This window comes from Dorea acetigenes (assembly GCF_025567385.1).
Classification (GTDB): domain Bacteria; phylum Bacillota; class Clostridia; order Lachnospirales; family Lachnospiraceae; genus Claveliimonas; species Claveliimonas acetigenes.
Genome location: NZ_JAOQJU010000027.1, coordinates 1 through 14037 on the forward strand (window position 1 = coordinate 1; position 14037 = coordinate 14037).

Annotated in this window: 9 protein-coding genes and 2 pseudogenes; all 11 read left to right on the forward strand. The window is 51.4% G+C overall.

Going from position 1 to position 14037, the window contains the following annotated elements:
* Nucleotides 1-164, forward strand: a pseudogene (locus OCV99_RS14865) (elongation factor G); the annotation flags it as partial.
* Nucleotides 165-214: 50 nt separating this feature from the next.
* Nucleotides 215-1435 (forward strand): annotated as a pseudogene (gene tet(40) / locus OCV99_RS14870) (tetracycline efflux MFS transporter Tet(40)).
* A 372-nt stretch (nt 1436-1807) separates the two neighbouring features.
* Nucleotides 1808-3886: a DNA topoisomerase 3 gene (locus OCV99_RS14875; RefSeq protein WP_129872479.1), complete on the forward strand. Its 2079-nt coding sequence runs from the start codon at nt 1808-1810 to the stop codon at nt 3884-3886.
* Nucleotides 3883-4770, forward strand: a complete 888-nt coding sequence (locus OCV99_RS14880) for an LPD16 domain-containing protein (protein WP_129872480.1) — start codon at nt 3883-3885, stop codon at nt 4768-4770. The genes OCV99_RS14875 and OCV99_RS14880 overlap by 4 nt, the downstream gene beginning before the upstream one ends.
* The gene (locus OCV99_RS14885; protein WP_008396497.1) at nt 4767-5075 is read left to right on the forward strand and encodes a hypothetical protein; all 309 of its coding nucleotides are present in this window, start codon (nt 4767-4769) and stop codon (nt 5073-5075) included. Before OCV99_RS14880 ends, OCV99_RS14885 begins: the two co-directional genes overlap by 4 nt.
* Nucleotides 5062-5655, forward strand: a complete 594-nt coding sequence (locus OCV99_RS14890; protein WP_129872481.1) for a YodL domain-containing protein — start codon at nt 5062-5064, stop codon at nt 5653-5655. The genes OCV99_RS14885 and OCV99_RS14890 overlap by 14 nt, the downstream gene beginning before the upstream one ends.
* A complete protein-coding gene (locus tag OCV99_RS14895; RefSeq protein ID WP_005929883.1) occupies nt 5656-5862 on the forward strand; it encodes a transposon-transfer assisting family protein in 207 nt (68 codons plus the stop codon).
* A gap of 802 nt (nt 5863-6664) precedes the next feature.
* Nucleotides 6665-7009, forward strand: a complete 345-nt coding sequence (locus OCV99_RS14900) for a TnpV protein (protein ID WP_227970575.1) — start codon at nt 6665-6667, stop codon at nt 7007-7009.
* Nucleotides 7010-7140: 131 nt separating this feature from the next.
* Nucleotides 7141-13248, forward strand: a complete 6108-nt coding sequence (locus tag OCV99_RS18295; RefSeq protein WP_416810598.1) for an SNF2-related protein — start codon at nt 7141-7143, stop codon at nt 13246-13248.
* Nucleotides 13245-13577 carry a plasmid mobilization protein gene (locus OCV99_RS14910; protein ID WP_002576391.1) on the forward strand — a complete coding sequence of 111 codons (333 nt, stop codon included), beginning with the start codon at nt 13245-13247 and terminating at the stop codon, nt 13575-13577. Before OCV99_RS18295 ends, OCV99_RS14910 begins: the two co-directional genes overlap by 4 nt.
* A 154-nt stretch (nt 13578-13731) precedes the next feature.
* On the forward strand, nt 13732-14037 hold the full coding sequence (locus tag OCV99_RS14915) for a hypothetical protein (protein ID WP_129872535.1): 306 nt from the start codon (nt 13732-13734) through the stop codon (nt 14035-14037).

Consider the following 14037-nt stretch of genomic DNA (forward strand, 5'->3'; position numbering starts at 1 on the left):
TTCAAGAATACAGGAACGATTTAACTTATTTCACAAATGGGCAGGGAGTCTGCTTGACAGAGTTAAAAGGATACCAGCCAGCTATTGGTAAATTTATTTGCCAACCCCGCCGCCCGAATAGCCGTATAGATAAGGTTCGGCATATGTTCCACAAGTTAGCTTAACAGCTTGCAAAAGTCATATAAAATGAGATTTGAAAGGAGAATGTAACTTCATGTTTGCTAAAAATTCAAAGGCATATTCTGTCTACCTGCTGTTCCGATTTGTCTGTTCCCTGGCGGTTTCTATGTCCACAGTGCTTTCCATCGTGTACCACATGGAGGTGGTGTAGCTGGATGCTTTCCAGCTTGTCCTGGTAGGGACGGTTCAGGAGACCTCCTGCTTTCTGTTCGAGATGCCCACCGGTGTGGTGGCGGATTTGTATAGCCGTCGGCGCTCGGTGCTGATTGGAATGTTCCTCTACGGCCTGGGCTTTCTGATGGAGGGTGCGCTACCGTGGTTCGCGCCGGTTCTGCTGGCCCAGGTTGTCTGGGGTTGCGGTGATACCTTCATCACCGGCGCTCTGGAGGCGTGGATTGCCTCGGAGGAAGAGGACAAACCCATAGACAAGGTGTTCCTGCGGGGCAGTCAAATGGGGCAAATCGGCGGCGTTCTGGGCGTGGTGCTGGGCACACTGCTGGGAAACATAAACCTGCAAATGCCTATCATCTTGGGGGGCAGTTTGTGCTTGTTGTTGGGGCTGGTGATGGTTCGCATCATGCCAGAAACCAACTTCTCCCCTGCTATTGAGGAACGGCAGGGCTTGCTTAAAGACTTTGTCTGCCTGTTCAAGCTCAACCTGGGCTTTGTGAAAGGCGCACCTGTGTTGCTGGCGCTCTTAGCAATCACACTATGCGGGGGACTTGCCAGTGAAGGCTTTGACCGGCTCTCCACCGCTCATTTTCTGGATGACACGGTAATACCCGTTATCGGGCCGCTGAACAGCGTCACTTGGTTCGGTGTTATCAGTCTTATCGGCAGAGGCTTAGGTATTCTGGCTTCTCAGTTGCTCATCGCCCGCATGGAGAAAAAAGGGACTGTCAGCCGAACCAGTGTGGTCATGTCCACCAGCGCCGGGTATATCCTGTGCCTGGTTCTCTTCGCGGTGGGGCGGAGCTTTTGGTTCATGTTGTTGGTGTTCCTGCTGGCGGGGCTTATGCGCACCATCAAGGAGCCTGTGCTGGCCGCCTGGATGAACGACCAAGTGGATGAGAAAATGCGCGCCACAGTCTTTTCCACCAGCGGACAGCTGGACTCTTTCGGGCAGATCATCGGCGGGCCTATTGTGGGGCTGGTAGCCCAGCAGGTGTCCATACCCTGGGGGCTGGTCTGTACCGCTTTCCTGCTGTTGCCCGCGCTGTTCTTAGTGCCGGTGGCGGGAAAGAAGCGGGATTGATATGGCATAGTTAAGTTTACTGACGAGCGGGAGATTACTTCCGCTCGTCTTCATTTAGTAGCGCAAAATTTGAGGACTCTTTATTTCCTTATTCGGTATAGCGGAGGCGGCTGTCAATTCGACATAATTTTCTTGTGATACTTTACCGTACATGAGCATTAGGAATAGGAATGTATCTTTGTGTGGTAGTTGTTACTTGCACAGGTATTATTGTTTCAAAAATCAGTTCCAAGCCAAATGAAGATACTCCTGAAGAAAAAGAAGAATGACCAATTCCAGTTTGTAGACCTAAAACAGAATACCGTTCCTTACATAGCAGTCATGCGCTTCGGTGCCTGGCTGCTAATTTTTTTGCGAAAGGAGCAGTATCGAATGAAGCTTGTATTAGCGGAAAAGCCCTCGGTTGCCATGAGTCTCTCGAAAGTGATCGGGGCAGATCAGCGCGGGGACGGTTATATGGAGGGCAATGGCTACCTTGTCAGTTGGTGTGTGGGGCATCTGGTGGAACTTTCCCAGCCGGAAGCCTATGATGAAAAGTATGCAAAGTGGAAGTATGATGATCTTCCGATTTTGCCGGGACATTGGCAGTATCAGGTGTCCGCCAGCACGAAAAAGCAGTTCGGAATCCTGAAAAAGCTCATGCAGCGGAAAGATGTGGAGAGTCTGATCTGTGCAACCGATGCAGGGCGTGAGGGCGAACTGATTTTCCGACTGGTTTACCATCAGTGCGGCTGCAAAAAACCGGTGGAACGGCTTTGGATTTCATCAATGGAGGACAGTGCTATCCGGGAAGGCTTTCAGAAGCTCAGACCGGGAACAGAATATGATGCCTTATATGAGGCGGCTTTATGCCGGGAGCGAGCCGACTGGACTGTCGGAATCAACGCCACCCGGCTTTTTTCATGTCTGTATGGGCAGACCCTGAATGTGGGGCGCGTGATGACACCAACGCTTGCGATGGTGGTTATGCGAGATGCAGCAATCCGGGCGTTCAAGCCGGAGCCGTTCTACTCGGCAGAATTAAAATTTCGGGATTTTCAAGCGGGCGGTGAGCGAATGAAAGAAAAAGCAGAAGCAGAAAAACTGGTGGCAGAGTGTTGCCAGGCAGGAAGTGCCATCATTACCAAGGTAGAGCAGAAAGAAAAATCAGAGAAGCCCCCGGCCTTGTTTGATCTGACATCGCTTCAGAGAGAAGCAAATCGGCAGCTGGGATTCACTGCCCAGCAGACCCTGGATTACACACAGGCTCTGTACGAGAAGAAACTCGTGACATATCCCCGTACCGACAGCCGGTATCTGACGGATGATATGGCACCGCTGGTGCCGGAACTTGTTTCTGTGATCCAGCAGAGCTTTCAGATTCAGGCGGATGTACCGGCACCGGTGAATGCAGCGCAGGTCATCAATTCTAAGAAAGTCACCGATCACCATGCCATTATCCCTACAAAAACAGCGGCGGGTTATGACATTTCCTCGCTTCCCAGTGGAGAACAAGCGATTCTTACTCTGCTGGCGGTGCGGCTGATTTGTGCGGTCGGAACACCCTGCCACTATGCAGAAACCATAGTAGAAGCGGAGTGCGCCGGTCAGAAGTTCCGCACGAAAGGCAAAACAGTCACGGATATGGGCTGGAGGCAATATGCAGGAAAGCCGGTTGAAGATGCTGAGAAGAATGCGGAGGCAGGTGATCTTCCGGAGCTTTCGGAAGGCATGACATTGGAACTTGCCGGTGTCGATCTGAAAGAAGGCAAGACCAGCCCACCCAAGAGGTTTACCGAAGATCTTCTGCTTTCAGCGATGGAAAGTGCCAGCTCGGATGAATTTCCAGATGGCGTAGAGCGAAAAGGCATCGGCACACCAGCTACACGCGCTGCCATCATCGAAAAACTGGTACAGAAAGGCTTTATCGAGCGCAGGGGCGATAAGAAAACGAAATACCTTTGTTCTACGGACAAGGGAAATGCGCTGGTGACGGTGGTGCCGGAACAGATTCAGTCTCCATCCATGACGGCAGACTGGGAGGAAAAACTGCTGAAAATAGAACACGGCGAGTATGACAGCGATGCCTTTATGGGAGAAATCAGCAGCATGGTCAGCGGACTTGTAAAAACCTACGAGGCTGTGAAAGGTGCCAATGTCCTGATGCAGCCGGAATGCAAAGTCATTGGTTCCTGCCCCGCCTGCGGCAGCGATGTTTGTGAAACGGCAAATGGATGGTTTTGCAGGGATAAGAGCTGTAAATTTGCGCTCTGGAAGGAAAACAGGTTCTTTCAGACACTGGGAAAGCAGATGACAGAGGAACTGGCAAAGCAACTGGTAAATCAGGGAAAAGCACGGCTTACCCACTGCTATTCCAAGAAGTCTGGACGTTACTATGACACAACCGTTCATGTAGAGACTGGCGAGGACGGTGCAGCAGCATTTAAGCTGGAGTTTGGAGGTAAAAAATGAGCATGAAAATGATGAATGCAGCTTATTTGGTGGATAATGCTGCGCTGCTTTCCTTGCAGGAAAAGCAGGACGGCGTGGAATTCCATTGCTTTGATATGGACAGCAAGGTGCAGACCACCGAGGGACACATTGGCTGGGATGTGTTGGATAAACAGCCGTCTTCTACGCTGGAAGAAAGCGCAAGGGTGGTAGCACTTCAGAAGATTCCCCAGCTTGACGGTCTTGCCGTTGCGCCGGTAGCTCCGGAGATGCTGGAGCAGGTACGCGGCGGCAGAAAGGTTCTCTGGCAGATGAAAAAGGCTGATCCTGAGCTGGAGAATGCAAAAAATATCCGGTTTATCACCAGCAACTACGAGGATCGGTTCAAAATTCCGGATGGCAGTGCAGTGGAGATCGAGTATCCGAACCGGAAGTTCTCAGCTCGCTGCGAATATATGGACGAATATCATTTGCGCCTGGGGTATGATGTTTTGCACATCTGTCAGCTGGCAGAAATGCTGGAACGCGGCGGTGGTACATGCCGCCCGGAGCCGCTGATTACGGAAGAACGCAGTGCATGGGATTTGGGAAGCAAGGGCTTTCTTGCCATTCAGACCTGTGAGGACGGTTACGACTATACCTTATATCATAAGGACTTTACGGAAATTGACGGTGGACAGATCGACAACCCGGAAATCAGCATGAATGCAGCCAGAGACCAGATTCTTTCGGATTATGGGTTCGGTGGCCGCACCATGACGCGGATTGACTATGATGAACTTTGTGATCGTGCAGAGGAAGCGGAAATCAGCAGACGGGAATCTGTGCTGGGTAAACTCTCGGATTTGTCTTCCAGAACGGATACGCCGGTGAAAGCTGCCAAGGCGAAGGAGGCAGAGCGATGAAATACAAGCTTACGAAGGCAGAGCAGGAAACCGTCATCAATTTTGATAATGAACTGGATACCGCCAGCATTTATACCCATGACAGCCGCCTGATTAAGAAGCTTCGGGAACTGCGAAAACAGTATCCGGAGCAGTTTATTTTGGAGCACCGGGAGCATGGGTCGGTCACTTATACGATTCCGAAACGCTGCGTCGGTATCCGACCGCCTTATAGTGAAAAGCGGCGGGAACAGCAGCGGCAGGAAGCAAAGGAAAACGGCCTGCCGTTTATGGAGAAGGGAGAAATGAACGATGGCAAGAATTGAAAAATGGGATGAAGTGCATGGAACGCAGGCACCGGACGAAAGAATGATGGCATTTCTCGACAGTACTACCGACCAGTATGCGATTTTGCAGCTTCGCCGCAGCGAGGATACGGTATATGAACGCTTTTCGTCTATGCGCGAACTGGAACGGATGGGGCTGGAACCGGATATTGACCATTATGAGGTGGTTTATATGGCTCCGCTTCTTCCCTACAAGGATCAGAATACGATGTTGGAGGAACTGTATGCGAAATTCAATGTTTCCCGCCCTGATGATTTTACTGGTCATAGTCTTTCTGTGTCTGACATCGTGGCTTTACGGCAGAATGGTGTTGTAAGCTGTCACTATGTGGATTCCATCGGCTTCCAGGAACTGCCCGGATTTTTGAAACCGGAGAACTACCTGAAAGCCGCAGAAATGGCGATGGAGGACGATTACGGCATGATTGACGGCGTAATCAATAACGGAAAGAAGGAAGAACCGGTGGAGAAAGCATCGGTTCTGGACCAGCTGAAGGAAAAGCAGGAGGCTGTGCCGCCTGCGCCGCCTCGCAGGTGCTGCGAAGAAAAGGAGTTATAAATGCGTTTTACGGATGACGAATGGATGCTCATGATGCTTTACAGCCCTGGCACACGGACAGGGCTGATCGAAGAGCTTCAAAAGATGCAAAAAAGTCTGACGGGCAGAGACAGAAACCTGCGCAGGTGGACGGCCTCGCTGCTTGCAAAACTGGCAGAGATGACGGATGCAGAATATGAGGCACTGGATTTGTATCCGGACGAATAAAGGAGAGGAGGAAAAAGACAGATGATGACGAAAACGGCTTATTATATGCAGATGGCGCAGGAAGCTGCGGCACAGATCACTGGCAGCAAAGAACAGTGGACAGCGTTTCTGACCACATCCGCGCGGCTTTATAAGTATCCCTTTGCGGAGCAGCTGATGATCTATAAGCAGAGGCCAGAAGCGACGGCCTGTGCAGAGTACGATCTCTGGAATGATCGGATGAACCGCTATGTGAAGCGTGGCTCCAAGGGCATTGCTCTTTTGGACATGCGCGGCGAGCAGCCGAAACTGCGGTATGTATTTGATGTGGCAGATACCGGAGAACGGAAGAATTCCCGACCGGTACAGCTCTGGAAAATGAATGCGGAGCATGAGCAGCCAATCATTCGCGCACTGGATGTAGCATTTGATGTTCCTGCCGGTGCTGGGTCTCTGGAAAATCATATCATGGAAGCGGCAGAACGCCTTGCAAGGGATTACTGGGAGGAAAATCGCAGGCAGATCAGTGACATCGTTGCAGATTCCTATCTGGAAGGATATGATGAACTCAACATCGGAGCTTCCTTTAAGAGAGCTGCCGCTGTCAGCATCGCATATTCCGTCTTTACCCGGACGGTGGGCAATGCAGATGACTATTTTGAGCACGAGGATTTTCTGGACATTTTTGATTTTAATACGCAGGCTGCCGCCAATGTGCTGGGAACTGCGGTCAGCGAAATGTCCAGCCAGATCTTCCGGGAAATTGAACGCACGATCCGAACCTATGAAAAAGACAAGCAGGCAGAAAGGAGCCAAAACTATGATGGAGCTGAATTACACGAAGAACGGCGATTACCTGATTCCGGATATCCAGTTGTCGGTGCAGGAACAGAAGCCCCTGGGCAAGTACGGGAGGATGCGCAGAGCGTTCCTGCAGGAGAACAACACGCTGCTGTACAATCACCTGATCCTGACCGAGAAGCTGTATCCGCACCTGTGGGAGATTCAGGAGACCGCGACCGCACGGATGGAGCAGATGATGGCGGAGCTTCTGAAAGCGAATCCGGCACCGGACAAGAAATCGAACCAAATGGCCTGGGTGCAGCACATGAACATGCTGAAAGCGCAGGCAGAGGAAGTCATTCTGACGGAACTTATCAACAGCTAAACTTTATGAGCCTGTTTCAGTCCGAGGCAGAGCAGATTCAGAAAATTGATGCGGCGGCAGAAAATGCAGCCAGAGAAGCGGAGAGCGAAAAGCCCTCCGCTTTTGTCATTTCTGAGAATGAAATCGACCGGATGTTGCGAGCAGGTTCTAATTTTGAGGGCGGAAAAATCCGTATTTATGCGCTGTATCAGCAGCAAGGGGACGCGAAAGAACGAGCTGCATTTCTGAAAGCGGAATACGGTCTTGGCGGTCACAGCTATACCTTTATGGATGGCAGTCGTGGTTTTGCAGATTATGACGGAAAAGGTATTCTGCTTCGCAATTATGGCCATGATCGGGAAGTGCGACTTACATGGTCGGCGGTGGATAAGCGATTAGACCGGCTTGTGGTAAATGGTCAATATCTTACCGCACTGGAAATGGAAGAGTATCGGAAGCTGGAGCAGGAATATGGTGCACCGCTTCCTATGCCGACTGCCGCCCATGTATTTCCGCCAACACCACCGGAACACTACGATACCGGAAATGAGCATGTGGACAACTTGCTGAATACGGCTGCGGATGTATATGCCCGGAGTGAACTGGCAGCACCCCAGCGGTTTACCGTGATGGAGACAGACGCTGGCTATGCGGTCTGGGATGATATTCAGGACGGCATTCATGTAGAGCCGGATGGTGTCAGCGAGGAGTTTACCAGCGAATGGGAGGCAGAGACCTACCGCCAGCAGCTGATTGAAAAAGTTCAGGAACGGGAAGCAAAAGACTGGCTCTATGTTGAACAGAGCAAGCAGAATTTGCAGCAGGACATTCCATTCCCAGATGTGGAATCCGAAGAAATACAGGAATCGGCTCACGCAGAGACAGATCCTCTGGTACTGGAAATGCAGGAACACGCCAGAGAACTTGCCAAAGAGTCTGGCTATGCGCCGGATGAACGGTTTGTAGTCACGATGACCGGCGAGAACTTCCCGGATTCTAAGGATGCGTTTGCCATCTGGGATTATGTCAAAGAAGAGTATTACGGATATTCAGACGGAAAAGTACAGACATTTGCCGATTATGTGAGTGCGTCAGAGGCGTTGCAGGAGATTCGTGGCAGGAATATGGAGGCTGAAAAAGAGCCTGCAACTGTGCAGCCAGAACCCGCAGCTCCGGTGCAGCCAGATTATCGTGTCGGCGATACGCTGTATCTGGACGGAAAGGCATTTACGATTGAAAAAGTCGGACTTTTTGATGTGGAGCTTCGGGACCCGGATTCCGTGTATCCGATCTTCCGCTCGGAAAGCAAGGAGAATCTGGCAAGACTTTTGGGGCATGAGGAAAATGTTCACCTGCACAATCTGGTGGTTGATCTGAATTCTGGAAAAGAAGAAGCGTTCCGGGCAGGGCATGAAGCAAAACATGCGGAGAACTACCGCATCAACAGCTTTCACCTCGGCGAAGGCAGTCCTAAGCAGAAATTCCGTGCCAACATGGATGCCATCTACACGCTGAAAGCCTTAGAAAATCAGCATAGGGATGCGACACCGGAAGAACAGGAAACGCTGGCCAATTATGTCGGCTGGGGTGGGCTGGCAGATGCCTTTGACGCAGAGAAAACTGCCTGGACAGGCGAATATAAGGAGCTGAAAGCAGCTCTTACGGAAGAAGAATATGCCGCAGCCAGGGCTTCGACTCTGAATGCGCATTACACCAGCCCTACCGTGATCCGTGCAATCTATGAGGCATTGGACGGTATGGGATTTGAGAAAGGCAATATTCTGGAACCGTCGATGGGTGTCGGCAACTTCTTCGGTATGCTGCCGGATTCCATGCTGGGAAGCAGACTGTATGGTGTGGAACTGGATTCCATCACCGGGCGCATTGCGCAGAAATTGTATCCGCAGGCAGAAATCAAGGTGGCAGGCTTTGAAACCACCGACCGGCGCGACTTCTATGATCTGGCCGTGGGCAATGTGCCCTTTGGCAACTACCGTGTCAGCGATAAGCCCTATGATAAACTCGGATTTTCTATCCACAACTATTTCTTTGCCAAGGCATTGGATCAGGTTCGCCCCGGTGGCATCGTGGCCTTTGTTACCAGCCGCTACACGATGGATTCCAAGAATCCGGACGCGCGAAAGTATCTGGCGCAACGGGCAGAACTGCTGGGAGCCATTCGACTTCCTAACAACGCATTCCGTGCCAATGCCGGTACAGATGTAGTGTCGGATATCATTTTTCTGCAAAAGAGAGACCATCCCATTGATATCGAACCGGATTGGGTGCATCTGGGGCTGACATCGGAGGGTATTACCCTCAACAGCTATTTTGTTGACCACCCGGAAATGGTGCTGGGTGAGATTACAACGGAAAGTACCCAGTACGGCAAGGAAGAATGTACGGTCATTCCGATTCCGGATGAGGATCTGGGAGACCAGCTGCATGAGGCTGTGCAGCATATCGGCGGTCACTATGAAGCGCAGGAGCTGGCACCGGAGGAAGAACTGTCCTTGCAGGGCGAAACCATTCCGGCAGACCCTAATGTAAAGAACTTCTCCTATGCGGTGGTGGATGGGGATGTCTACTTCCGTGAGAACAGCATCATGCGAAAGGCTGACCTTTCTGCGACAGCCACTGGCAGGATCAAGGGCATGGTGGAGCTTCGTACCATTGTGCAGGAACTGATCGACTATCAGCTGAACGATTATCCGGAGGACGCGATTGCCCAGAAACAGCGGGAACTGAATGTAGCCTATGACCGATTCGCCGATCAATACGGGCTTATCAACTCCCGTGCAAATGCGCAGGCTTTTTCGGAAGATTCGTCTTATTATCTGCTCTGCTCTCTGGAAAATGTAGATGAAAACGGCAGGCTGGAATCCAAGGCGGATATGTTCACCAAACGGACGATTCGACCGGAACGGGCTGTTACCAGCGTAGATACTCCGGCAGAGGCTCTGGCAATCTCCATCGGAGAGCGCGGCAAAGTGGATTTGCCCTATATGTCGGAGCTTTTAGGTACACCGGGAGAATTTGAAAAAATCCAGCAGGAACTGCATGGTGTCATTTTCAAAGACCCGATGACGCAGGGCGGCGAGGAAACCGGCTGGGTGACGGCTGATGAATATCTGTCCGGCAATGTCCGGGAAAAACTCCGCGTGGCAGAACTGGCTGCGGCTTCTGACCCTGCCTTTGCGGTAAACACGGAATATTTGAAGAAAGCACAGCCGAAAGACCTGGATGCGTCGGAGATTGATGTGCGCCTTGGTGCCACATGGGTCAATCGGGATTATATCCAGCAGTTTATGGAAGAAACCTTTGAACCGCCGTTCTATCTGCGCAGAAATATTGAAGTGAAATTCTCTCCCATGACGGCAGAGTGGCAGATTACCGGCAAGAGTACACCGAGCCGGAATGATGTTCATGCCTATATGACCTACGGCACCAGCCGTGCCAATGCCTACCGAATTCTGGAGGATACGCTGAATCTGCGGGATATTCGTATTTACGATACCGTGGAGGATGCAGACGGCAAGCAGAAGCGGGTTCTGAATAAAAAGGAGACCACCCTCGCCCAGCAGAAACAGCAGGCCATTAAGGATGCATTCCAGAACTGGGTGTGGAAAGACCCTTATCGCCGCGCGGAACTTGTGGAAAAGTATAACGAGCTGTTCAACAGTACCCGTCCTCGTGAGTATGATGGTTCTCATATCCGCTTTGGCGGCATGAATCCGGAAATCCGGCTGCGGGAACACCAGCAGAATGCCATTGCTCATGTGCTGTACGGCGGCAATACGCTGCTGGCCCACGAAGTGGGTGCCGGTAAGACTTTCGAGATGGCCGCTTCTGCTATGGAGGCAAAACGGCTGGGACTGTGCCAGAAATCCATGTTTGTCGTTCCGAATCATTTGACCCTTCAGTGGGCAAACGAGTTTCTGCGTCTGTATCCGAGTGCAAAATTGCTGGTGGCAAGCAAAAAGGACTTTGAAACTGCCCGCAGAAAGAAGTTCTGCGCACGAATTGCTACTGGTGATTACGATGCAGTCATCATCGGGCATTCCCAGTTTGAGAAAATTCCGGTGTCCGCAGAACGGCAGGAGCGGATTTTGACTGCCCAGATTGATGAAATCGAAAACGCCATTGCTGAGATGAAATCCCAGAATGGCGAACGTTTCTCCATCAAACAGATGGAAAAGACCCGGAAAGGATTGGAGGCGAGATTGGAGAAACTCCGGGCAACTGAGCGAAAGGACGATGTGATTACCTTTGAGCAGCTGGGCGTAGACCGGCTGTTCGTAGACGAGGCGCACGCATTCAAGAACCTGTTCCTCTACACAAAAATGCGCAATGTCGCAGGCTTATCCACATCGGAAGCGCAGAAATCTTCGGATATGTTTATGAAGTGCCAGTATATGGACGAGTTGACAGGCGGGCGCGGCATCATCTTTGCGACCGGGACCCCGGTCAGCAACAGTATGACGGAGCTTTACACCATGATGCGGTATCTCCAGTATGGCACGTTGCAGCAGAAAGGGCTGACCCATTTCGACAGCTGGGCTTCTACCTTTGGTGAGACCACCACGGCCATTGAGCTGGCACCGGAAGGAACCGGATACCGGGCAAGAACAAGATTTGCAAAGTTCTTCAACCTGCCGGAGCTGATGAATATGTTCAAGGAAGTGGCAGATATCAAGACTTCCGATCAGCTGCATCTGCCGGTGCCGGAGGCAAAATTTGAAACCGTGGTGGTGCAGCCCTCGGAGCATCAGCAGGCGATGGTGGCGGAGCTTTCGGAACGGGCGGCGGCTGTGCATTCCGGCGTGGTAGACCCGTCGGTCGATAACATGCTGAAAATCACATCGGATGGCAGAAAGCTGGGGCTGGATCAGCGGCTGATGAATCCGCTCCTGCCGGATGCCCCCAACAGTAAGCTCAACGCCTGTGTGCGGAATGTGCTTCGTATTTATGAGGAAGGACAGTCGGATAAGCTGACCCAGCTGCTGTTCTGCGACCTCAGCACACCGAAAAACGATGGAACCTTCAATGTCTATGAGGATATCCGCACTAAACTCATCCAGTCCGGCGTACCGGAAGAAGAAATCACATTTATCCATGATGCTGATACCGAGGCAAAAAAGAAAGATTTGTTTGCCAAAGTTCGTACCGGACAGGTTCGGGTGTTGTTAGGTTCGACGCAGAAGATGGGCGCAGGCACGAACGTGCAGGACAGGCTGGTGGCCGTGCATCATCTGGATGTGGGCTGGCGGCCTGCTGATATGACCCAGCGAAATGGTCGTATCATCCGTCAGGGAAATCGAAACAAAGAAGTGCAGGTTTATCAGTATGTGACGGAAGGAACTTTTGATGCCTACCTCTATCAGACACTGGAGAATAAGCAGAAGTTTATCAGTCAGATCATGACCAGCAAATCTCCGGTACGTTCCTGTGATGATGTGGATGAGCAGGCACTTTCCTATGCGGAGATCAAGGCACTTTGTGCAGGAGACCCGCAGATCAAGGAGAAAATGGATTTGGATGTAGATGTTGCAAGGCTGAAAGTGCTGAAAGCGGATCATCAGAGTCAGCAGTACCGATTGGAGGATAAGCTGATGAAATATTTTCCTGCAGAGATTGAGAAGACGCAGGGTTTCATCAAGGGCTTTCAGTCGGATATCCGGACAGTGGCGGCACATCCGTTGCCGGAAGAAGGGTTCTGCGGTATGGATGTGAAGGACACGCGATTTACTGAAAAAGCCGAGGCCGGTGAAGCAATCCTCGCAATCTGTAAAGCCAATCAGAGTCTGGAGCCGGTGCCGCTTGGCAGCTATCGAGGTTTCAAAATGGATCTGGCATTTGACAGCTTTCAGAAAGAGTATCAGGTGCTGCTGAAAGGCGAGATGACCCACCGGGTACCCATCGGCACCAGTGCTGCGGGCAATATCCAGCGTCTGGACAATGCTCTTGCCGGGATTCCTGCAAGGCTGGAAAAGGCAGAACAGCAGTTGGACAGTCTTAGAAGCCAACAGGAAGCGGCGCAGGCCGAGCTTGGCAAGCCGTTCCCGCAAGAGACGGAACTGGCAGAAAAGAGTGTAAGACTGGCAGAACTGGACGCACTTTTGAATATGGATGACCGTGGAAAGGATGACCCTGACCGTGAGAAAACAACGGAAAAGCCGTCTGTCCTGGCAGAGCTGCGTGACCGTGCAGGGCGCATTCCGCCGATGACACATCGAAATGATGAGGAGGTGGCACTATGAGTGTTCGGGAACACTGGATCAATGTCCGGGTAAATCCGGAAGAGCTGGCGAGGATTCGTGAAAAGCAGAAAGAATTGGGGATTCGGAATACCGGTGCCTATATGAGAAAAATGGCGATGGACGGGTACTGCGTAAATCTTGATTTGTCGGATGTGGCGCAGGTATCCACACTTCTTCGCCGATGCAGCAACAACCTGAACCAGTACGCAAAACGCGCCAATGAATCTGGAAGCATCTATGCGGAGGATATCCGGGATTTGCAGAAGCGACTGGATGAACTCTGGGAGATGCAAAAGCTGATCTTAAAGAGGCTTTCTGGTATTCGATGACGGCGCAAACGTGCGGAATTTCTATTGCACATGGCACAGATGAAACAGTCTGTGTCATTACATATTTTTTGCAGGTCTTCCTGTTGACATCGTGGTGTTTGACAAGCGGGTACGATAAAATGAAGATGAAAAGAAAAACGAAGGGGTGAAATCCATGAAGATCGTATGTTTTTTGTTGAAGCTGGTGCTGAAAATCCTGTTGCTGCCGGTTGCGTTTCTGCTGCGATTTCTGTGCTTTATCTGGAATCTGCTGATGCAGCTATCCCTGTGGGCACTTTCGCCGGTTATGCTTTTCGTTCTTGGCTGCGGCATTTATTCTGTGGTTCGGGCGAGCTGGACGGATGTGTTCTTGCTGACCCTGATTGAGATGGGACTGTTCGCAGCTGCGGTTGGAGCGGGCGGCATCATGGAACTAATGGAACGGCTGTGCGAGTGTGTGGAGGATGTTTTGACAATTTGA

Coding starts and splice junctions, on each gene's coding strand:
- OCV99_RS14895 (WP_005929883.1), top strand. CDS start 5,656: ATGCGTTTTACGGATGACGAATGGATGCTCATGATGCTTTACAGCCCT.
- OCV99_RS14890 (WP_129872481.1), top strand. CDS start 5,062: ATGGCAAGAATTGAAAAATGGGATGAAGTGCATGGAACGCAGGCACCG.
- OCV99_RS14875 (WP_129872479.1), top strand. CDS start 1,808: ATGAAGCTTGTATTAGCGGAAAAGCCCTCGGTTGCCATGAGTCTCTCG.
- OCV99_RS14880 (WP_129872480.1), top strand. CDS start 3,883: ATGAGCATGAAAATGATGAATGCAGCTTATTTGGTGGATAATGCTGCG.
- OCV99_RS14885 (WP_008396497.1), top strand. CDS start 4,767: ATGAAATACAAGCTTACGAAGGCAGAGCAGGAAACCGTCATCAATTTT.
- OCV99_RS18295 (WP_416810598.1), top strand. CDS start 7,141: ATGTTGCGAGCAGGTTCTAATTTTGAGGGCGGAAAAATCCGTATTTAT.
- OCV99_RS14910 (WP_002576391.1), top strand. CDS start 13,245: ATGAGTGTTCGGGAACACTGGATCAATGTCCGGGTAAATCCGGAAGAG.
- OCV99_RS14915 (WP_129872535.1), top strand. CDS start 13,732: ATGAAGATCGTATGTTTTTTGTTGAAGCTGGTGCTGAAAATCCTGTTG.
- OCV99_RS14900 (WP_227970575.1), top strand. CDS start 6,665: ATGGAGCTGAATTACACGAAGAACGGCGATTACCTGATTCCGGATATC.